Annotated in this window: 18 protein-coding genes and 1 tRNA gene; 13 read left to right on the forward strand and 6 right to left on the reverse strand. The window is 64.9% G+C overall.

Annotated features, from left to right (window positions below; all coding sequences use genetic code 11):
- Positions 1–50 precede the first annotated feature (50 nt).
- Genes AC54T3_RS03065 through AC54T3_RS03080 form a run of 4 tightly spaced genes read left to right on the forward strand, consistent with a single transcriptional unit; the run spans position 51 to position 6,222 of the window.
- Positions 51–1,646, forward strand: a complete 1,596-nt coding sequence (locus AC54T3_RS03065) for a complex I subunit 5 family protein (protein WP_496622231.1) — start codon at positions 51–53, stop codon at positions 1,644–1,646.
- The gene (locus tag AC54T3_RS03070; RefSeq protein WP_496622233.1) at positions 1,643–3,166 is read left to right on the forward strand and encodes a complex I subunit 5 family protein; all 1,524 of its coding nucleotides are present in this window, start codon (positions 1,643–1,645) and stop codon (positions 3,164–3,166) included. Before AC54T3_RS03065 ends, AC54T3_RS03070 begins: the two co-directional genes overlap by 4 nt.
- The gene (locus AC54T3_RS03075; RefSeq protein WP_496622234.1) at positions 3,163–5,382 is read left to right on the forward strand and encodes a hypothetical protein; all 2,220 of its coding nucleotides are present in this window, start codon (positions 3,163–3,165) and stop codon (positions 5,380–5,382) included. Before AC54T3_RS03070 ends, AC54T3_RS03075 begins: the two co-directional genes overlap by 4 nt.
- Before the next feature lie 24 nt (positions 5,383–5,406).
- Positions 5,407–6,222 (forward strand): J domain-containing protein, encoded by an 816-nt coding sequence (locus AC54T3_RS03080; protein WP_496622235.1) that lies wholly within the window; start codon positions 5,407–5,409, stop codon positions 6,220–6,222.
- Positions 6,223–6,310: 88 nt separating this feature from the next.
- Here AC54T3_RS03080 and AC54T3_RS03085 read toward each other — a convergent pair whose 3' ends face one another.
- Genes AC54T3_RS03085 through AC54T3_RS03095 form a run of 3 tightly spaced genes read right to left on the reverse strand, consistent with a single transcriptional unit; the run spans position 6,311 to position 9,629 of the window.
- On the reverse strand, positions 6,311–7,339 hold the full coding sequence (locus tag AC54T3_RS03085; RefSeq protein WP_496622237.1) for a peptidoglycan -binding protein: 1,029 nt from the start codon (positions 7,337–7,339) through the stop codon (positions 6,311–6,313).
- Between the two features lie 6 nt (positions 7,340–7,345).
- Entirely contained in the window at positions 7,346–8,254 is a 909-nt protein-coding gene (locus AC54T3_RS03090) for a flagellar motor protein MotA (RefSeq protein ID WP_496622239.1), read from the reverse strand.
- A 10-nt stretch (positions 8,255–8,264) separates the two neighbouring features.
- Positions 8,265–9,629 (reverse strand): TRZ/ATZ family hydrolase, encoded by a 1,365-nt coding sequence (locus AC54T3_RS03095; RefSeq protein WP_496622240.1) that lies wholly within the window; start codon positions 9,627–9,629, stop codon positions 8,265–8,267.
- A gap of 84 nt (positions 9,630–9,713) precedes the next feature.
- Between AC54T3_RS03095 and mtnA the strand changes: the two genes are divergently transcribed.
- The 9 genes from mtnA (at position 9,714) to AC54T3_RS03140 (ending at position 16,491) form a co-directional block, all read left to right on the forward strand.
- Positions 9,714–10,784: an S-methyl-5-thioribose-1-phosphate isomerase gene (mtnA, locus tag AC54T3_RS03100; RefSeq protein ID WP_496622242.1), complete on the forward strand. Its 1,071-nt coding sequence runs from the start codon at positions 9,714–9,716 to the stop codon at positions 10,782–10,784.
- A 9-nt stretch (positions 10,785–10,793) separates the two neighbouring features.
- Entirely contained in the window at positions 10,794–11,351 is a 558-nt protein-coding gene (gene pgsA / locus AC54T3_RS03105) for a CDP-diacylglycerol--glycerol-3-phosphate 3-phosphatidyltransferase (protein ID WP_496622243.1), read from the forward strand.
- Between the two features lie 2 nt (positions 11,352–11,353).
- On the forward strand, positions 11,354–11,614 hold the full coding sequence (locus tag AC54T3_RS03110) for a hypothetical protein (RefSeq protein ID WP_496622245.1): 261 nt from the start codon (positions 11,354–11,356) through the stop codon (positions 11,612–11,614).
- Entirely contained in the window at positions 11,611–13,332 is a 1,722-nt protein-coding gene (locus AC54T3_RS03115; protein ID WP_496622246.1) for an aminotransferase class I/II-fold pyridoxal phosphate-dependent enzyme, read from the forward strand. Before AC54T3_RS03110 ends, AC54T3_RS03115 begins: the two co-directional genes overlap by 4 nt.
- A 143-nt stretch (positions 13,333–13,475) precedes the next feature.
- On the forward strand, positions 13,476–13,694 hold the full coding sequence (locus tag AC54T3_RS03120; protein WP_496622248.1) for a DUF6447 family protein: 219 nt from the start codon (positions 13,476–13,478) through the stop codon (positions 13,692–13,694).
- A 148-nt stretch (positions 13,695–13,842) separates the two neighbouring features.
- Complete coding sequence (locus tag AC54T3_RS03125; protein WP_496622249.1) at positions 13,843–15,141, forward strand: nucleotide sugar dehydrogenase; 1,299 nt, start codon at positions 13,843–13,845, stop codon at positions 15,139–15,141.
- Between the two features lie 36 nt (positions 15,142–15,177).
- Positions 15,178–15,253 (forward strand) — tRNA-Gly (locus AC54T3_RS03130).
- A gap of 90 nt (positions 15,254–15,343) precedes the next feature.
- Positions 15,344–16,033, forward strand: coding sequence for a tyrosine-type recombinase/integrase (locus AC54T3_RS03135; protein ID WP_496622250.1), 690 nt, complete (start codon positions 15,344–15,346; stop codon positions 16,031–16,033).
- 203 nt (positions 16,034–16,236) lie between these two features.
- A complete protein-coding gene (locus AC54T3_RS03140; protein ID WP_496622251.1) occupies positions 16,237–16,491 on the forward strand; it encodes a hypothetical protein in 255 nt (84 codons plus the stop codon).
- A gap of 131 nt (positions 16,492–16,622) precedes the next feature.
- Here AC54T3_RS03140 and AC54T3_RS03145 read toward each other — a convergent pair whose 3' ends face one another.
- The 3 genes from AC54T3_RS03145 to AC54T3_RS03155 all read right to left on the reverse strand — a co-directional run bounded on the left by AC54T3_RS03145 (position 16,623) and on the right by AC54T3_RS03155 (position 19,279).
- A complete protein-coding gene (locus AC54T3_RS03145; RefSeq protein ID WP_496622252.1) occupies positions 16,623–17,876 on the reverse strand; it encodes a ribonucleotide-diphosphate reductase subunit beta in 1,254 nt (417 codons plus the stop codon).
- Between the two features lie 73 nt (positions 17,877–17,949).
- Positions 17,950–18,498, reverse strand: coding sequence for a phosphate-starvation-inducible PsiE family protein (locus AC54T3_RS03150; protein WP_496622254.1), 549 nt, complete (start codon positions 18,496–18,498; stop codon positions 17,950–17,952).
- 4 nt (positions 18,499–18,502) lie between these two features.
- Positions 18,503–19,279 (reverse strand): DUF3298 and DUF4163 domain-containing protein, encoded by a 777-nt coding sequence (locus AC54T3_RS03155; protein WP_496622255.1) that lies wholly within the window; start codon positions 19,277–19,279, stop codon positions 18,503–18,505.
- Positions 19,280–19,405: the final 126 nt, after the last annotated feature.

The raw sequence follows: 19,405 nt of genomic DNA on the forward strand, positions 1-19,405 counted from the left end.
CCGATGCCGATGCCGATGCCGATGCCGATGCTCAGGCGAGGACGAGCGTAATGCCCATGCCGTTGAGTGACGCCGATTGGGCCACCGCACTGGTGTTTGTGCCGCTGTTAGCCGCCTTGGCCTGCTTTCTCGTGCCCCGCGCCGCCGGCTGGCTGGGGCTGCTGGCCGCAGCACTGATCCTGCTCGCAACCCTGGGCATGGTGCACGGCCTGCTCGGCAACGGGCCGTTACGGGTGGCGGTCGGCGCTTGGGGAGCGCCGCTTGGCATCGATCTCTCGGCGGATGGACTGAGCGCGATCCTGCTCTTGATGACGGCGCTGGTCGGGCTTGGCGTCAGCGTCTTCGCTTCGGCGTACTTCGTCGAGCATCCCACCCAGCGGCGTTGGTTCTGGTCGCTCTGGCTGCTGCTCTGGACGGCGCTGAACGGGCTCTATCTGTCGGCGGATCTGTTCAATCTGTATGTCATGCTCGAGGTGCTGGGGCTGTCGGCGGCGGCGCTGACCGCGCTCAGCGGCAGTGCAGCGGCGCTGAACGCGGCCATGCGCTATCTGTTTGTCAGTTTGCTCGGCTCGGCGGCCTATCTGCTCGGCGTGGCCTTGCTCTATCACGGCTATGGCACCGTCGATATCGCTCTGCTTGGCGAGCGCATCGAGGCCGGTGCGGTTGCCTCTGCCGCGCTGCTGGTGATGATGGCCGGCTTGTTGCTGAAGACGGCCTTGTGGCCGTTCCACTTTTGGCTGCCGCCGGCGCACGGCAGCGCTCCGGCGCCGGTGAGCGCCATACTCTCGGCGTTGGTGATCAAGGCTTCGTTCTATCTGCTGTTGCGCCTGTGGCTGGACCTGTTCAGCGGGCTTGGCGGGTTGCTGTCGGCGCTGCTGCCGGAGTTGCTGGGGCTACTCGGCGCCACAGCGGTGCTCTGGGGCTCGGCACAGGCGCTGCGCCAGCGGCGGCTGAAGCTGTTGATCGCCTATTCGACCGTGGCGCAGATCGGCTATCTGTTCCTGGCCTTTCCGCTGACCGGCGTTCAGGTTGGCGAGGGGGCTTGGCACGCAGTGCTGTATCTGGCGCTGGCGCACGGCTTGGCCAAGGCCGCGATGTTTCTCAGCGCTGGCGGCTTGCTCCACTTTGCTGGCCATGACCGCATCGCCGATCTCGATCGCGCGGTGCAGCGGTTGCCATTGACGCTGACGGCCTTTGTGCTCGCCGGGGTCAGCATCATCGGGCTGCCGCCGAGCGGTGGTTTCATCGGTAAGTGGCTGTTGCTCGAGGCTGCCTTTACCCAGGGTCGCTGGGAGCTGGCGATCGTGGTGCTGTTAGGCGGAGTGCTGGCCGCCGGCTATGTGTTCAAGGTGGTCGGTTACGCCTTCACCCCGACCGAGATCGCTCAGGAAGGCGAGACGGTGCCGCTGGCGATGCAATGGAGCGCCTTGCTGCTGGCGTTCGGCGCCATCCTGCTCGGCTTCGCCGCGCCCTGGCTCTGGCCGCTGCTCGAAATCGGCGCGCCATTTGGCCTCTCCGTTGCAGAGATCAGTACGGGGGCTGTCGCGGAGATTGGAGCGATACCAGCCGCCGTCGCGGAGGGATTGAGCGTGGTGGAAGCAGGAGCAGGAATAGGCACAGGAGCAGGGGCCGGGGCAGCGCCATGACGCCAACGCTTGACGCAACCCTGCCACCGAATGCCTGGCTGCCGCTGCTGGCGTTGGCCAGCTCGCTGCTGCCCGGTCTGCTGATCTTCTTCCTCGCCGAGCGGCGCTATTGGACCCGCACGCTGCTGAACCTGACCGGCGCCTTGGTCAAGCTGGCGCTGGTCGGCGCGATGCTCTGGGGCGTGTTCCATCAACAGCAGTACGCGGCCAGCCTGCCGCTGCTGCCGGGGCTGGACTTGGTACTGCGGGTGCGACCGCTGTCGCTGTTGTTTCTGGTGCTCTCGGCCGGGCTCTGGCTGCTGACCACCCTGTATGCCATCGGCTACCTGGAAAACTCGCCCAATCGCAGCCGCTTCTTCGGCTTTTTCAGCCTCTGCGTCACCGCCACCGTTGGTGTGGCGATGGCGGGGAATCTGCTCACCTTTCTGCTCTTCTTCGAGCTGCTGACGCTGACCACCTATCCGCTGGTGGTGCATCGCGGCACCGAGGAGGCGCGCCGCGCTGGGCAGGTCTATCTGGCCCATACCGTGATCGCCGGGGCGCTGTTGCTAGCGGGCACCGTCTGGCTGTATACGCTCACCGGCACCCTGACCTTCGCGACCCGGGGGTTCGTCGCCGATGTCGTCGACAGCCATCGTTGGTCGCTGGTGGCGATCTTCGTGCTGCTGATCATCGGCGTTGGCGTCAAGGCGGCGTTGGTGCCCTTGCAGAGTTGGCTGCCACGAGCGATGGTGGCGCCGGCGCCGGTGAGCGCGCTGCTGCATGCGGTGGCGGTGGTGAAGGCGGGTGCCTTTGGCATCGTGCTCATCGTCTACGATGTGTTCGGCGTCGAGGTCGCGGCCGAACTGGGCGTCACCGGGCCGCTGGCGCTGGTGGCGGCGTTCACCATCCTCTACGGCTCGGCGCGTGCGCTGTTTCAGGACAACCTCAAGCGGCGGCTGGCCTTCTCCACGGTGAGCCAGGTCTCCTACATCGTGCTCGGGGTCGCCATCGTTGGCCCCTTGGCGACGGTGGGCGGTCTGGTGCATCTGGTGCATCAGGGGGTGATGAAGATCACCCTGTTCTTCTGCGCCGGTAACCTCGCCGAGACCCTGGGTATCCATAAGGTCAGTGAAATGAATGGGGTCGGCCGGCGCATGCCCTGGACCATGCTTGCCTTCACCATCGGTGTGTTCGGCATGATCGGGCTGCCGCCGGTGGCCGGCTTTATCAGCAAGTGGTACCTCGGCCTCGGCGGGCTCGAGGCCGGTCTGCATTGGCCGCTGTTCGTGCTCGCCGCCAGCAGTCTGCTGAATGCGGCCTATTTCCTGCCGATCCTGCACCGGGCCTGGTTCTGCGAGCCGCCCGCAGCCTGGCCCGAGGAGCGTGATTTCGGCGGCAAGGAAACCGCGTGGCTGCTGCTGTTGCCGCCGCTGATCACGGCTGTGCTCTCGCTGCTGATCGGCCTGTTTGCGTCCATGCCCTTCACGCCCTTGGAATGGGCGCGGCTGATCGCCGAGCGTGAGTTCTATCGGCCATGAGCGCCGCCTCGCTGCTGGCGATCCTGGGTCAGTGGGCGCCGTTGCTGGTCGTGGTTACGCCCTTGCTACTGGCCGGCCTGCTGGCGTTTCCGCGATGGGTTGGGATGATCGGCGCGTTGGCACCCTGGGCGGGGCTGCCGGCACTGCTGGCCGGTCTGGGCGCGCCGGAGATGGAGCTGTTGCTGCCAGAACTGTTGCTTGGCAGCAGCCTGATGATCGACCCCATCGGGCGAGCGTTCCTGGTGCTGTTGGCGCTGTTGTGGCTGGCCGCCGGCTGGCAGGCGGGCGCGCGGCTGCGTCGCCGTGGCCCGGCGCTGCTGTTTTTGCTGGCGATGAGCGGCTGCTTCGCGCTGGCGGTGGCTGGCAACCTGATGGTCTTCCTGCTCGCCTCGACGGTCAGCGGCTATGCGCTCTATGGCCTTGCGGCCCGGCAGCCGGGCGCGCGGGCCTTGGTGGTGTTGCTGGTGCTCGGCGATCTGCTGCTGTTCGAGTTGCTGTTGCTGCTGATGAAGGGCGGCAGCGGGCTGAGTCTGGCCTCCGGGGCCGCGCCCAGTGCCGCGATCGGCGCGAGCGCGGTGTTGTTACTGCTGACGTTGCTCGGCTTTGGTGCCAAGGCGGCGCTCTTCGGTCTGCATGTCTGGCTGCCACGGATGCTCTCCGGCACGGCGGTCGAGCTGAGCCCGATGCTGATCGGTTTCGTCGTCGGTGCTGGTCTGCTGCCCTGGCTGCGGTTGCTGGCGCCGGGCACGACGCCGGGTACGGGCTTGGGCGCGGGCGCGATAATCCTGGCCTGGGTCGGGCTGGCTGGCATGGGGGGGGCCGTGATGCTAGGGATGCTGCAAGGCGGGCGGCGGGCCTTGCTCGGTTATGCGATCAGCACCCTCGGCGGGCTCTGGCTGGTGTTGCTGAGCGTTGCCGGTAGCGCGGCGGGCCCGCGCGGAGCGATCGATGAGAGCGTAGCGGCGATGGCGCTCGGTCAGGCTGGGCTCGCGTTGGCCGCGCTTCTGGCGCAGGGCGCTTCTCCGGCGGCGCGTCAGTCTTGGCTGGAGTGGTCGATCCCCGGCTTCGCGGTGTTCTTGCTCGCCGATGCGCTGCTGGCAATGCTCAGCGCGTTCGCGGTGGATGCGCGCATGCCGGTGGTGATGAGTGCGTATCTGTTGTTCGGGCTGCTCATCGGGCACATGCTCTGGAACGGCCAGCGGGGCGATGCGGTGGTGCCTGTGCGCAGGGCCGGGCGCAGGGCGGGGCTGCCACTCGTGCTCGTTCTAGGTGCCGCCGTTTGGGCCTTGCTGATGCCCGCTCCGCAGCCGTTGGCGGCGATTGCCGCATTGGTATTGCTGCTTGCGGCGGCGGGCGGTTTGCTATTGGCGCCACACTGGGCGCGGCTGCCGCGCGTGCCCCCAGGCGATCTGTGGTCCATCGTCGCGCGGCCGCTGTTCGCAGGGCTCCCTTTGAGCGGTGAGAGGCTGGAAAGCGGGGACCAAAGCACCGATACTGAGAGCATGAGTCGTTCGCGCACAGCACTGGAGAAATCGTCGAGCCGCACCGAGGTTGATGCCTTCTTGGCGCAGGTGGCGGCAGCGCCGAAGTGCACACCGGCGGGAGCGCGCGGGCGTCTAATCTTCGCGATGGATGCCACCGCCAGCCGCGAGCCGAGCTGGGACCGCGCTGCGGCTATCCAGGCGGCGATGTTCCAAGAGACGCGCGACCTCGGCGGACTCGATGTGCAGCTTGTCCATTACCGTGGTTTTCAAGAGCTGCATGCGTCGCCTTGGTGCCAGAACGCGGATCAGCTGTTGCCGCGCATGACGGCGGTACGCTGCGCGGCTGGCATCACCCAGATCGGCCGTGTGCTTGATCATGCCCTTGCCGAGACCGAGCGCCAACGCGTCAATGCGCTGGTGTTTGTCGGCGATTGCGTCGAGGAGCCGCTCGATGGTCTGGCCGAGCGTGCGGGCCAGCTCGGGTTGCTTGGGGTGCCCGCGTTCGTGTTCCAGGAAGGGCACGACCCCACCGCCGAGCGTGCACTGAAGGAGATTGCCCGCCTCAGCGGCGGCGCCTGGTGTCCGTTCGATGCCTCTAGCCCAGGCACACTGAAGGACCTTCTCAGTGCGGTCGCAGTCTATGCCGCTGGTGGCCGTAAGGCGCTGGCTGACTTTGGTCGCCGGCGCGGTGGTGATGTACTGCGGCTGACCCAGCAGCTGAGAGGCGAGTGAATTGATGATGGTGGAGTCCGGGAAATGGCGCGGCTGCTGATTCTGCTGATCCTCGTCGGTGGTCTGTTGTGGGTTCTCTACTGGTTCAGTCGCACGCCAGCGACGCAGGTCGCGCGCGTACTGCGCCGCGTCGCGCTCTGGGGGGGGCTTGGGCTGCTCGTGATCGCCACCCTCAGTGGGCGCCTGAACCCGATCTTTGCGGCGCTGGCTGCAGCGATTCCAGTCGGCTTTCGCATCCTTCATCTGCTGCACATGCTACCGATGTTGCAACGGGTGCTGCGCTCGCTCGGGCTCGGTGGCCTGACTGGGAGCATTCCCAGTGGGGGACTTGGTGGCGCAGCGGGCGCCGGCGGCAAGAGCGGACAGCGCTCCGCCATCCGCACCCGTTATCTGGCGATGAATCTCGATCACGAGAGCGGCGCGATGGATGGTGAGGTGCGCGAAGGCCCGTTCCAGGGCCGGCATCTCTCCGAGTTGGTCCTCGACCAGCTGCTGCGCATGCACGAACTCTACCAGGACAACGATGAGCAGTCGGTGGCGGTGCTGACGGCCTATCTGGAGCGCGAACATCCGGATTGGCGCGAGCAGGCTGCCGAGGGCGGCGCGGATGGGGATGCTCGCGATGGACGGGAGGCCTCCGGCTCGGGCGGGCAGGGCGCTGCTGGGGCGATGACCCGCGACGACGCCCTCGCCATCCTTGGTCTCGACACCGGGGCCGAGCCTGAGCAGATTCGCGCCGCGCATCGTCGCCTGATGCAAAAACTCCACCCGGATCGAGGCGGCTCTGACTACCTGGCGGCCCAGATCAATGCCGCCAAGACGCTGCTGCTTGGCGCCTGAGCATGCTCGACAATCCGCTCAACGCGCTGCTGGCTGCTCTCTCTGCTCCTCAGCGGCCTGATGGCGCACCGGAGTGCGCGGTTTCTGGTTAAGGGCTGGTGAGCTTGATCTCGATGCGCCGGTTGCGGCGATTGGCTGCGGGGTCATCGCCTTCGACCGCAGGGCGATGCTCGCCGAAGCCGGCCGCGATCATGCGCTCCGGCGGTAGGCCGCGGCTGGCGAGGAACTCGACCACCGACAGCGCGCGCGCGGTCGAGAGTTCCCAATTCGAGGCGTAGCGGTGTCCCTCGCGCAGCGGCTGCGGATCGGTGTGGCCGTCGATGCGCAGCACCCAGTCGATCTCGTCCGGGATCAGCTCGGCGACCTCGAGCAAGGTCTCGGCGAGTTGCTCGAGCTGCGTGCGACCGGCGGGATTCAGAGCCGCTTCGCCGGACGGAAACAGCAGCTCGGACTGGAACACGAAGCGATCCCCAGTGATGCGCACATCGGGATTCTCGCCCAGCGCCTCCTTGACGCGGCCGAAGAACTCGGAGCGATAGCGCTCGAGTTCGTTGACCTGTCGCGCCAGCACCAGATTGAGGCGCTTGCCGAGATCGGTGATCTCCTCGGCCTGCTCGGCCTTGTCGCGCTCAGCCGCCGCCAAGGCCCCGGCGACCTCCTGCAGTTGGGTGCGCAAGGCGGCGATCTGGAGATTGAGCAAGGCGACCTGATCGCGCTGCTCGGCGGTCAATGCCTGTTCTTGCGCGAGCGCGTCTTGCTGCGAGGCGACCAGCGCATCCAGCGCGAGCAGACGCAGTTGGTCCTTGTCGCGTGCTGCGGCCAGGCTGTCGCGCTCGTCGGTGACCTCGGCCAACTGTTCGGAAAACAGGGTCACTTGCGCGTTCAGCGCCTCGGCGCGCTCTTCACTGAGGCCCAGGGCCTCGCTGACCTCGGCGAGTCGGTTGCTGAGCAGATCGAGCGCGAATTCCTGATCCGAGACTACTTGACGCAGCAGGAACTGCGCCAGCGTGAAGATCAGCAGCACGAAGATCACCACCATCAACAGCGCCGAGAGCGCGTCGACGTAGCCCGGCCAAACGTTGACGGTGCGGGAGCTGCGGCGGATTCCGGTGAACACTGGGGTTTAGCACCTGCGGGTGGCTTCGACTTCTTTTGGAGCGTCGGGTGCTGACGCGCGTGAATCCGTCTGGGCGGCGAGCAGGGCCTCGAGCACGTGCCGTTGAGCGCGAAGTTCGTCGAGCAAGGCGGCTGTGTCAGCGTTGGTCCCCGCACTCGCGACGGCTCCTGCTTCAACCGCGAGTGGCCCCTGACGCGCTGCCGCTCCGCCCATCTCGGGCTCGTCGATCAGCTGCGTGAGGCCGGAGAGCCATTCCTCTAGGTCGTTGAAGAAGCGATTCTGCGCGTGCCCGGCTTGCAGGTCCAGGAAGCCCAGGATCAACGAGCCTCCAAGACCAAACAGCGACGAGCTGAAGGCGGTGCCCATGCCGGCGAGCGGTGCCTCGAGGCCCTCTTTGAGCGTCGCGAAGACCTCATCGACGGCGCCGCCGGAGACATCCAGCCCGGCGATCACGCGCCCGACCGAGCCGACCGTGTCCAGCAGGCCCCAGAAGGTGCCGAGCAGGCCGAGGAAGATCAGCAGCCCGATCACATAGCGCGAGATTTCGCGCGACTCGTCGAGCCGGGCGCGGATGCCATCGAGCACGGTGCGCAGCGACAGCGCCGAGAGCCGAAAGCGATCCTTGCGCCTCCCGTGCAGATGTCGGGCCAGCGGCTTCATCAGCTGCGGATGTTCCTCCAGCAGCTCGATGTTGCCGGTACGGAAATGCCTGATCCAGGCGATCTCGGGATGCAGTACCAGGACATGACGCAGATTGATGATCAGCCCGATCGCCAGTACGCCGAGGATCAGGCTGTTGAAGCCCCAGTTGGCGAGGAAGGCCTCCTGGAGCGGTGCGAACAGCAGAGCGACCAAGAGGCCGACCAGGGCCAGATAGACCAGCATCCAGAACAGGGAATGATTGGGGTTGCTCATGGGGTGGCTGTTATTCGCGCTCGGCGTTGGACTCGACGTTGGGCTCGCCCTTGGACTCAAGGTCGGACTCGGCAATGCGATCGCGCCAGCGTTGCGCGGCGGCGAGGATGCTGTCCGGCTCCAGGGTGAGCGGTTCGCCGTCGCGAATCACTTGCTGGCCGGCGATCCAGACCTGCTGGACCTGGTTGCTGCTGGCCGCGTACACCATCTGCGAGCAGGCATGGTAGAGCGGTTGCGTATGCGGGTTGCCGAGATCCACCGCGACCACATCGGCCGCCTTGCCGACTTCGAGCGAGCCGGTCTCGTCATCGATGCCGAGCGCCTTGGCGCCGTTCAGGGTGGCCATGCGCAAGGCCGTTTCGGCGGGCACGGCGGCGGCGGAACCGGCGACGCCTTTCGCCAACAGGGCTGCGGTGCGCATCTCCGCGAGCAGGTTCAGATCGTTATTGCTGGCCGCGCCATCGGTGCCGAGCGCGACGTTGACGCCGGCGGCGAGCAGGTCGGCGACGCGACAGAAGCCGCTGGCGAGCTTCAGATTCGATTCCGGGCAATGCACCACATGGGCGCCGGTCTTGGCCACGCGTGCAATCTCCTCATCCTCTAGCTGGGTCATGTGCACCGCGATCAACCGAGGCCCGAGCAGCCCGAGCCGGTCCAGGCGCGCCAGCGGCCGCTCGCCCTGGGCGCGCAGTGATTGCACCACTTCGTCGCGCGTCTCGTGCACATGGGTGTGCACCTGGACCTCCAGCTCATCGCTCAGCGTGCGGATACGCGCCAGCGGTTCCTCGGAGACCGCATAGGTGGAATGCGGCGCAAACCCGGTGCGCGCGAGCGGATGATGGCGATAGTGCTCATGCAATTCCAAGCCCCGGCGCAGATACTCATCGGCGTCTTGCGCATAGCGCGTCGGCAGGTCGACCACGATCATCCCGGCCAGTACGCGCATGCCCGCCTCGGCGCTGATGCGCGCGGTGACCTCGGGGTAGAAATACATGTCGTTGAAGCAGGTGATGCCGCCGCGCAGCATCTCCAGCACCGCCAGGCGCGTGCCATCGGCGACGAACTCGGTATCCACCCAGCGCCCCTCGGCCGGCCAGATGTGCTCGTGCAGCCAGGTCATCAGCGGCAGATCGTCCGCCAGGCCGCGCAGCAGGGTCATCGCCGCATGGGTGTGGGCATTGATCAAGCCCGGGATCAGCGCGTGGCCGGGCAGTTCCAACACCCGTGTGGCCTGGATCTGCTGCTCCGCCTCGGCACGCGGCAGCAGCGCGCGGATGCGCCCGCGATCGATGCACAGACTGTGCTGTGCCAGCGTGCGATCGGCGGCATCGACGGGCAGAATCCAGTCGGCATGAATCAGAAGCTCGGCTTGCATACGGGATCCTCGGCGTGCTGGCACTTGAGCAATGCGCGAAAAAGGCAAAGAATGCGCGAGAACTTTGCCACAAGGTCCCGCGTCATGGAAACGCCCCTCGGAGAAACCCCGCAAGCACTCGTCGGCCATCCCGATAATGCGATCGTCTGGCACGATGATCGACTCTTCCTCCTCGACCAGCGCGCGCTACCGGCCGAGATCCGCTTTCTGGCCTGTCATACGGCGGCGGACACCGCCCACGCGATCAAAGCGATGGTGGTGCGCGGCGCGCCCGCGATCGGTGTCACCGCCGCCTATGGGGTGGTGCTCTCGGCACGCGAGCATTTCCAGCGCACGCCGACGGACTGGCGTGCCGGGGTCGAGCAAGATCTCGACCGGCTCGCCGCCGCGCGACCGACTGCGATCAATCTGTTCTGGGCGCTCGCGCGCATGCGCCGCCTGCTGGCTGCGCTCGATCAGCTCGATCCGGTGCCCGCGCTGCTGACCGAGGCCGAGCGCATCCACCGCGACGATATCGCCGCCAACCGGGCGATGGGCGACCTCGGCGCAGCGTTGCTCGGCGCGCGTACCGATGTGATCACCCATTGCAACGCCGGCGCGCTGGCGACGGGCGGCTATGGCACCGCGCTTGGCGTGGTGCGCAGCGCGTATGCCGCTGGCAAGATCGGTCGCGTCTACGCCGACGAGACGCGCCCCTGGATGCAGGGCGCGCGCCTCACGGCCTGGGAATTGCGACAGTCCGGCATTCCGGTGACGCTGCAGGCCGATAACGTCGCTGCTAGCCTGATGGCGCGCGGCGGTATCGGCTGGGTCATCGTCGGCTCCGACCGCATCGCCGCCAATGGCGATGTCTGCAACAAGATCGGCACCTATATGCTGGCGGTGTTGGCGCGTCATCATGGGGTGCGCTTCATGGTTGCCGCGCCGACCTCGACCATCGATGTCAGCGTCGCTAGCGGCGCCGAGATCCCGATCGAGGAGCGCGCCGCCGATGAAGTGTTGAGCTGCGGCGGCACGCGCCTCGGCCCCGAGGGCGTCGAGGCGCATAATCCGGTGTTCGACGTGACGCCGGCCGAACTGGTCGATGTGATCGTCACCGAGCGCGGGGTGATCGAGCAGCCGACCGCCGAGAAGCTCGCGGCCTTGATGGAGTAGTCACTCGCCATGTGGAACATTCCGAACATCCTCACGCTACTGCGTATCGTCCTGATTCCGGTCTTCGTGGTGGTGTTCTACTTGCCCGTGCCCTGGGCGCGCCTGGTCTGCGCCCTGATCTTTACCGTCGCTGCCATCACCGACTGGCTCGATGGCTACCTGGCGCGGCGCTGGAACCAGACCTCGCCCCTCGGCGCGTTCCTCGATCCAGTGGCCGACAAGCTCATGGTGGCGGTCGCGCTGGTGCTGCTGGTGCAGGCCGAGGCCAGCATCCTGCTCGCACTGCCGGCGGCGGTGATCATCGGCCGCGAGATCACCGTCTCGGCGCTGCGCGAGTGGATGGCCGAGATCGGCGCGCGTGCCACGGTAAAGGTGTCGATGGCGGGCAAGGTCAAGACCGCGTTGCAGATGATCTCGATCGTGTTGCTGATCCTCGGCAGCCCGTTCCTGGGCCTTCCGCTCTATTGGCCGGCCGTGATCCTGCTCTATGTCGCCGCATTGCTCACGCTCTGGTCGATGACCCTCTACCTGCGCGCGGCCTGGCCGAGTCTGACGAAGAGGCCCTAAGGATGCACATCGAAGCTATCTACGACAAAGGTCGACTCGAATTCAAGACGCCGTTGCGGCTCAAACGCGACACCTTGACGGTGATCGTGGAGGTGCCGGATGAGGCGATTGACACGGCGGATCATCGCCACCAAGAGGGTGCGCGAGCCCTAGCGGACATCCGCCACATACTTGGCCCCTTCTCAAGGGCGCGACCCGCGACCAGCCCTGCGGAGGACAAGGCCGCTCTCGCAGAGGCTTTGGCGGACAAGTACAGTCGATGAAAAATCTGGTCTTCGATGCCAACGTCATCTTGGATCTCTGGCTGGAGCGTCAGCCCGAGGATGTGCTCCTGCAGATCGCCGCGCTTGTCGCGAGCCGGGAACGCGGTGATGCCTTCACCTGGGTCGCGAGCCCAAGTCTCCATGTGTTGCAGTACCTGGCCAATCGCCAACTCAAGCGGGAAGGCATGGAGCCGGCGCAGGCGACGGAAACCGTCAAGCGCTTGCTTGTGCACCTGTTGGAAATGCTGCGGCCGCTGAGTGCCTTTGGCTTCGATCAGGACACCGCGCTGTTGCGCCATGACGACCTGGAAGATGCCCAAATCGTCAGGGCGGCGAGCGCATTGCAGGGGCCGACGGCCATCGTCACCAACGATCAGCGTTTCGACACGACCGGCACCCCGGACACCCCTGGTAGCCCGTTGCTTCAGCTGTCGCCTTCGGAGGCTGTCGTCTGGCTGCGGGAGGCGGAGCCATCGGCACCGATGGGCTTCGTCGACCTGAAGACCCAGCAGGATGCCCTGCGCCCGGAGCTGGAGCGGGGCATCCATCGCGTCCTCCACCACGGCCAATACATCCTTGGCCCCGAGGTCACCGAACTCGAGCAGCGCCTCGCGGACTATACTGGCGCCAAGCACTGCATCACCGCCGCCAGCGGCACCGATGCGTTGTTGATCAGTCTGATGGCGCTCGGTATTGGGCCAGGCGACGAGGTCATCACCACGCCGTTCACCTTTGTCGCCACCGTCGAGGTGATTGTGCTGGTGGGCGCCACGCCGGTCTTCGTCGACATCGAGCCCGCGACCTGCAACATCGACGCGCGCCTGATCGAGGCCAAGATCAGCGACAACACCAAGGCCATCATGCCGGTGAGTCTGTATGGTCAGCCGGCCGATATGGACGCGATCAATGCCATCGCCGCGCGCCACGGCGGCCTTCCGGTCATCGAAGATGCCGCGCAGAGTTTCGGCGCTGACTACAAGGGCCGCAAGAGCGGGAATCTCAGCACCATCGGCTGCACCAGTTTTTTCCCGAGCAAGCCGCTTGGGGGATATGGCGATGGTGGCGCCCTCTTCACCAGCGATGATGCACTGGCCCAAGCCTGCCGTGAGATCCGTGTCCACGGCCAAAGCGCGCGCTACATCCATGGCCGCATCGGCATCGGCGGGCGCATGGACAGCCTGCAATGCGCCGTCGTGCTTGCCAACCTTGGGCGCTTTGACCAAGACATCGTCCAGCGTCAAGCCGTTGCCCGACGCTATCACCACGGGTTAGCGGATGAAGAGGGCGCGCGCGTCAACACCGCTCATAGCCGCCAAGCACCCAACCAGAGCCAGAGCCAGAGCGGCAACCAAGAAGAACCGCTTGGTACCTTTGCGCCGTTGCGCGAGCCCTATCGCGTGCTTCCTTGGCCAGCACCAGACCGGACCAGCGTCTTTGCCCAATACAGCCTGCTGGTCCGGGAGCGAGATGCCGTGCAAGCGCGACTGAAAGCAGTCGGCATCCCGACCGCAGTCCACTACCCGATGCCGATGAACCAGCAGCCAGCCTATACGCACTATTGCTGTCCCGAATGCACGCCGGTCGCCGCAGGCGTCGCCAGCCACATCATGAGTCTCCCCATGCATCCGCACCTAGCCCCCGCCGAACAGGCGCGGATCGCCGAGGCGCTCAAGAGCGCTTGCCGGAGGGGCGAGTCGAGTCCTAACCGACCTAGCTAGCCGCCCCAGCCGCCCTAGCCGACACCGTCGAGGGCATACGCTACTCTCACATCGCCAACCCTGGTTCTCTATACTGCGAACCATCTGACAGACTCCATTCGCCACTGACATTCACCACTGACCTTAAGACGGAGACGATCCTCATGGCTGAAGAGAACCAGACCATCACCATCGACGGTGCTCACTACGAACTCGGCGCACTCTCTGAAGAGGCGCGCAATCAGATCGTGAATCTGCGCGCGACCGATCAGGAGATCGAGCATCTGAAGCGCCAGCTGGCGATCTGCCAGACTGCGCGCGCGGCTTATGCAAAGGCGCTGCGTGATCACCTTGGCGACGCACAGCAAGCGATACCGCACTAAACGCGCACAGCGCGCTGACGGACCTGAACGCCAACGCGGCGCGTCCGATCAGCGCTCGGCCGGATCAGCGCGCCAAGCTGCGTATCCGGCGCCGGTACGAGCATCACGTCGCAATCCCTCTTTTCTGCTTTGCTTTGGAGTCTTCAACGTGGAACTGATCGAGCGTCTGAACAGCAGGCAAGCCGTGATTGGCATCCTGGGGCTGGGGTATGTCGGCCTGCCGCTGATGCTGCGTTTCAGCGAGGTGGGCTACCGGGTGTTGGGGTTGGATATCGATGCCGAGAAGGTCGACAAGCTCAACGCCGGCGAGTCCTATATCGAGCACATCTGCGCCGAGTCGATTGCCGGTGCGCTCACCCAAGGCTTTAGCGCCACCACGGATTTCAGCCGCGCCAGCGAGTGCGATGCGCTGATCCTCTGCGTGCCGACACCACTGAACAAGTACCGCGAACCAGACCTCAGCTATGTGATCGCGACCACTGAATCGATCGTGCCGCATCTGCGTGCCGGACAGGTGGTCTCGCTGGAGAGCACGACCTGGCCCGGCACCACCGATGAGGAGTTGCGCCCGCGCGTGGAATCGACGGGCCTGACGGTGGGCGAGGAGATTTTTTTGGTGTTCTCGCCGGAGCGCGAGGATCCAGGCAACCCGAAGTACAACACACGCACCATCCCAAAGGTGCTCGGTGGCGTCACGCCGGCCTGCACTGCGGTCGGCGAGGCGCTCTACGGGCAGGTGATCGATCAGGTTGTCACTCTCAGCTCCACTCGCGCCGCAGAAATGACCAAGCTGCTCGAGAATATTCACCGCGCGGTCAATATCGGCCTGGTCAACGAACTGAAGATCGTCTGCGACCGCATGGGCATCGACATCCACGAGGTGATCCACGCCGCCGCCACCAAGCCGTTTGGCTTCACGCCATATTATCCGGGGCCGGGTCTCGGCGGCCACTGTATCCCCATTGATCCGTTCTATCTGACTTGGAAGGCGCGCGAGTACGGGCTCAGTACCCGATTCATCGAGCTGGCCGGCGAGGTCAACACCAACATGCCCAAGTGGGTGGTGAGCAAGGTGGCCGATGCGCTCAACGAGCGTGGCAAGGCGGTCAAGGGCGCGCGCATTCTGGTGTTGGGCATTGCGTACAAGAAGAACGTCGACGATCGGCGCGAGTCGCCGTCGATGGAGCTGATGGAACTGCTGGAGGAGCGGGGCGCCGAGATCAGCTATTCCGATCCGCACGTGCCGCGCTTCCTACCGATGCGCAAGCATGATTTCGACCTGGAGTCGGTGCCGCTCACGCCCGAGAACTTGGCCGCGACCGATTGCGTGTTGCTCGCGACTGACCATGATCGCTTCGACTACGAGCTGATCAAGGCGCATGCGCCCTTGATCGTCGATACGCGCGGGCGCTATCGCGAGCCCGCCGAGCATATCGTGCGGGCTTGACACTGAGATTTTTGGTGGTATTCTAGAGGGCTCTTAGCGGGAATAGCTCAGTTGGTAGAGCACAACCTTGCCAAGGTTGGGGTCGCGAGTTCGAGTCTCGTTTCCCGCTCCAAATTCCTGGTGTTCTTCGGAAAATGCGCCGCCACGGCGATCAGAAACGGTTCTGATCGTGACGCGTGCCGCATGACGAGGACACACTGCCATGGCGACGCTCGACGCCTTGATCGATGCCTATGTGGCATCACGTGAGTTTGACCGAGCAACCCTCTCGCGCCTGGCGTTCTGGCGCGAGCGGTTCGGTCCCTGCAAACTCGCCGACATCACCCCCGACGATGTCGATATCGCCCTGGTCGCGCTCGCCGAACGCGGCCGACTAAAACCGCGCCGCCATGGCGCGGCTCAGCCCGCCGGCAAGCCGCTGGCTGGCGCGACCATCAACCGCCACATCACCCAGCTGGGCAGCCTGTACCGCTACGCGCGCCGCTTGCGCCTGCTCCCGCGCGCCCATATCCCCCCGACCAAGGGCATCGAGAAGAGTCCCGAGCGGCCCAACCCCGAGCGTTATCTTCGGCCCGAGGATGTCGAGCGCCTGGTGAAGGTTGCGCGCCTCTTGGATACCCGCTGGCAACGCCTGCCCGCGCTCATCATCCTCGCCTTCCATACCGGGCTTCGCGTCGGCAACCTGAGCGCGCTGCGCTGGCGTGATGTGGACCTCGACGCCAAGACCCTCACCGTCAACAAGACCAAGAACGGCCGCCCCCTGGTCGCGCCCTTATCCGAGCGCGCCGCCGCCGAACTGCACCGCCTGCCCGATCAAAAACTAGCACCTCGAGGTCGCGCTGCAGCGCGCGGCGGCGGCTGGAGGGGCTGCCGTTGCCATAGGCTTGATTGAGGATGTCGAGCAGGCGGGCACCGTCGAGACAGTCGGCGGGTTTGGTTCCCTGCTTCGGCAACACGGCCTCGAGCCGGCACAGGCGTTGGATGCGGTCGTGGTAGGCAGCGCTCATGGACCGAGTATAGCCGAGGTCGTTGGACAATGGCTGTCGCATCGATGCGGTTCAATGGCGCCTTTCAACCACTAACGAGGTGTCGCCCATGTCCCGCAACGAACGTCCGCTCTCCTCCCGCGAACTGCTCAACCGTATCGGTCTGAATGAGGAGACGCCAAACAGTCTGCTTCAGGATCAGCCGATCACGGATGGGGAGACCGAGAGTGGCAGCACCTATTTTCGTGAGCCGCTGAGACTGGTGTTGGGGCTGTTCTGGGATCGCGAGCCGGGGCGTGGGGATTTCGTCGCCTTTCACTTCGATGGGCGGCGGTTTGAGGCTTGGAATCCAGAGACGGCCTGATGCCGGCAACCCTGAGGCTGATGTGAGGCTGATGCGCCGCAGCAATGCACTGAGCGGCTCTGTCGCACCGCGCTACGGCGTAACGCCGCACGCGTTGCGGTTGCGGTGCATCAGTCTTCCCGCAACCGCGTTCAATCCCAACTCAGCGCTCCGCCGGTCTGATACTCGGTCACGCGGGTCTCGAAGAAGTTCTTCTCCTTTTTCAGGTCCAGCACCTCGGACATCCAGGGGAAGGGGTTGCCGACATCTGCGTACTGCTCCGGCAGCCCAATCTGGGCGCAGCGGCGGTTGGCGATGAACTGCAGGTATTCCTCGAACATCGTGGCGTTGAGGCCAAGAACACCGCGCGGCATGGTCTCCCGGGCATACTCGGCCTCGAGCCGCACCGCGTCGCGGATCATGGTGATCAGCTCCTGTTTGAAGTCTTCGGTCCACAGGTGCGGGTTCTCGAGCTTGATCTGATTGATCACATCGATGCCGAAATTCATGTGCATCGACTCATCGCGCAGGATGTACTGGAACTGCTCAGCGGTGCAGGTCATCTTGTTGCGCCGGCCCATGCTCAGTACCTGCACGAAGCCGACGTAGAAGAAGAGGCCCTCGAAGATGATGTAGAAGGCGACCAGCTCGCGCAGCAGCTTTTGATCGTTCTCTTGCGTGCCGGTATGGAAGTGAGGGTCGGCCAGGTATTGGGTGTAGGGCAGCGCCCACTCGGCCTTGCGCGCGACCGAGGGCACCTCGCGGTACATGTTGAAGATCTCGCCTTCGTCTAGGCCCAGGGACTCGACCACGTACTGATAGGCGTGGGTGTGCAGCGCCTCCTCGAAGGCCTGGCGCAGCAGGTACTGGCGGCATTCGGGGTTGGTGATGTGGCGGTAGACTGCGAGCACCAGGTTGTTGGCGACCAGCGAGTCGGCGGTGGAGAAGAAGCCGAGGTTGCGCTTGATGATGGTGCGCTCGTCGTCGGTGAGGCCGTTCGGGTCCTTCCAGAACGCGATGTCGGCGTTCATGTTGATCTCTTGCGGCATCCAGTGATTGGCGCAGGCGTCGAGATACTTCTGCCAGGCCCAGTCGTACTTGAAGGGCACGAGCTGGTTGAGGTCGGCGTGGCAGTTGATGATGCGCTTGTCGTCGACGCGGATGCGCCCGGCGCCGAGCGCGAGATCCTCGAGGCCGGTAGCGCCGCCTTCGGCCTGGGCGTCGGCGTCGGTCTCGGACCGAGCCTCGGATCGGGGGTGGGTCTGGGGTTGGATTAGGGAGTCGCGCTGCGGTGGGGTGCGGGCAGTCTCGGCCTCCGCATAGGCCTCGGGATCATGCAGTGGTCGATGTTTGCGCGCAACAGGAACTGGACCGGCGTTGGCAAGGGGATCTTCCCAGTTCAGCATGATGTGTTACTCCGTTTTGGTGTTGGATCGAGGGCAAAGGGCTCGGCAGAGGCTGGCGCATATCTGCGCCGGATCAGTCGTTCTTCTGTTTGGCCTTACTGCCAGGTAAGAGTGCGCTGGCCGCGACCGGCATTAGGTCTTTGGGATTGGCGTCGCTGTCGGCCAGTGAGATCAGCCAGTAGGTGATGCCAAGGCCAACGACGATGATGCCCATGCCGATGAGATCGAGTGCGCCGTGCTCGGCCATGTCGAGGATGATGATCTTGCGCGCGATGGCCATGATCGCGGTCGCGACCACGAGCTTTAGCGGAAAGACATCGGAGCGGATGTACAGTCTGATGTTGGAGAAGATCTCGTAGGCGATCAGGAGCGCGAGGAAGGCGCCGAAGGTCTTGATGATGTCCGGGATCACGAAGTACGGCGGCTGCACCAGATGCAGATAGATGGTGTGGAGGACGCTGATCACGCCGGCCAGGATGACGATCACCATCGCGATCGCAAGCACATAGGCGGCGCCGCGCATTACCCGGTGCAGCCAGCTCAGGATCGGGTCTTGCTCGTTGGTGGGTAGCTCGTTGTAGACGCCTGCGTTGTGGTCTCCGTTGTCGTTTGCGTTCGTCATCAGCTCAATGCTCCTGGTTTGGGAATACGGTTGGGTTCAGCACGGCGCTTAGCTCGGAGTAGGGCAGTAGCACGCGGGAGGTGCCGATTGCATAGGGACCGATTTGATACTGGCCAAAGACCACCTCGATTCCCCCGGCAATCGGCAGGAGCACCTGATAATTGTCGGGTTTAGGTGCCGTGCCCTGTGTTAGCCAATCGTCATCGGGCTCGAACGGCTCGCGCTGGATCAGCGCCTGGTAGCTGGCCTCGGAAAGGCGTTGCAGCCAGTCGCTGTCTGGCTTGAAGAGGGCGGCTGCCGGGATGGGCTCCCCGGTCTCGCGGTTCAGCACCAACGCAAGGTTCTCGGTCCCACCATGAGCGCCGCCGGTGAAATGGTAGGTTTCGAGGTCCAGGGTCCAGAAGGCGGGGCCTTCGTAAAGCCGTTCAACGGTGATCGAGAGCCCCCAAGGCGGGCCGAGGTGAACGCCGTCGTTCCCGGCGAGAAAGGCTTGGTACTCGTCGCGAAAGTCTTCGATCTGACTCAGCACCTGTTGTTCGACGAAGTGGTTCGCGGCCTCGACTGCGGCAGATGAATTCACCGCCGTCGTCGGCTCTGGATCGTTTAGCGTTGCGAACTGAGCTGCGATCTCGATCATCGGGCCGTTTTGTGCCAGCCGCACCCGACCATCTTCTTGCGTCACCTCGACCGGGCCAATCTCCGCCGCCATCGTGATGTTGCTGCTGGCCGAGACCAGAAGCAGGGCCGCAACTGCGGCGTGCTGTAAAACCGTTGCTGTCATCGAATTCGCTCTTCGTTTTCTCACTGGACCCAACCGAACGGTTAACTTTACGCAACCTCGCTCATAGGGCGGACCTTTGGCGCCGGGAGTACGCGACGCCCCCGGATACTTTGGATGGACGAGTTT

It is taken from the genome of Halochromatium sp. NSM3 (assembly GCF_059621085.1).

Bases quoted from the DNA above. Each gene is read 5' to 3' on its own strand.
- AC54T3_RS03090 (WP_496622239.1), bottom strand. From the start codon at position 8,254: ATGAGCAACCCCAATCATTCCCTGTTCTGGATGCTGGTCTATCTGGCC.
- AC54T3_RS03070 (WP_496622233.1), top strand. From the start codon at position 1,643: ATGACGCCAACGCTTGACGCAACCCTGCCACCGAATGCCTGGCTGCCG.
- AC54T3_RS03135 (WP_496622250.1), top strand. From the start codon at position 15,344: ATGGCGACGCTCGACGCCTTGATCGATGCCTATGTGGCATCACGTGAG.
- AC54T3_RS03065 (WP_496622231.1), top strand. From the start codon at position 51: ATGCCCATGCCGTTGAGTGACGCCGATTGGGCCACCGCACTGGTGTTT.
- AC54T3_RS03145 (WP_496622252.1), bottom strand. From the start codon at position 17,876: ATGCTGAACTGGGAAGATCCCCTTGCCAACGCCGGTCCAGTTCCTGTT.
- pgsA (WP_496622243.1), top strand. From the start codon at position 10,794: ATGTGGAACATTCCGAACATCCTCACGCTACTGCGTATCGTCCTGATT.
- AC54T3_RS03155 (WP_496622255.1), bottom strand. From the start codon at position 19,279: ATGACAGCAACGGTTTTACAGCACGCCGCAGTTGCGGCCCTGCTTCTG.
- AC54T3_RS03115 (WP_496622246.1), top strand. From the start codon at position 11,611: ATGAAAAATCTGGTCTTCGATGCCAACGTCATCTTGGATCTCTGGCTG.
- AC54T3_RS03075 (WP_496622234.1), top strand. From the start codon at position 3,163: ATGAGCGCCGCCTCGCTGCTGGCGATCCTGGGTCAGTGGGCGCCGTTG.
- AC54T3_RS03095 (WP_496622240.1), bottom strand. From the start codon at position 9,629: ATGCAAGCCGAGCTTCTGATTCATGCCGACTGGATTCTGCCCGTCGAT.
- AC54T3_RS03150 (WP_496622254.1), bottom strand. From the start codon at position 18,498: ATGACGAACGCAAACGACAACGGAGACCACAACGCAGGCGTCTACAAC.
- AC54T3_RS03120 (WP_496622248.1), top strand. From the start codon at position 13,476: ATGGCTGAAGAGAACCAGACCATCACCATCGACGGTGCTCACTACGAA.
- mtnA (WP_496622242.1), top strand. From the start codon at position 9,714: ATGGAAACGCCCCTCGGAGAAACCCCGCAAGCACTCGTCGGCCATCCC.
- AC54T3_RS03140 (WP_496622251.1), top strand. From the start codon at position 16,237: ATGTCCCGCAACGAACGTCCGCTCTCCTCCCGCGAACTGCTCAACCGT.
- AC54T3_RS03110 (WP_496622245.1), top strand. From the start codon at position 11,354: ATGCACATCGAAGCTATCTACGACAAAGGTCGACTCGAATTCAAGACG.
- AC54T3_RS03080 (WP_496622235.1), top strand. From the start codon at position 5,407: ATGGCGCGGCTGCTGATTCTGCTGATCCTCGTCGGTGGTCTGTTGTGG.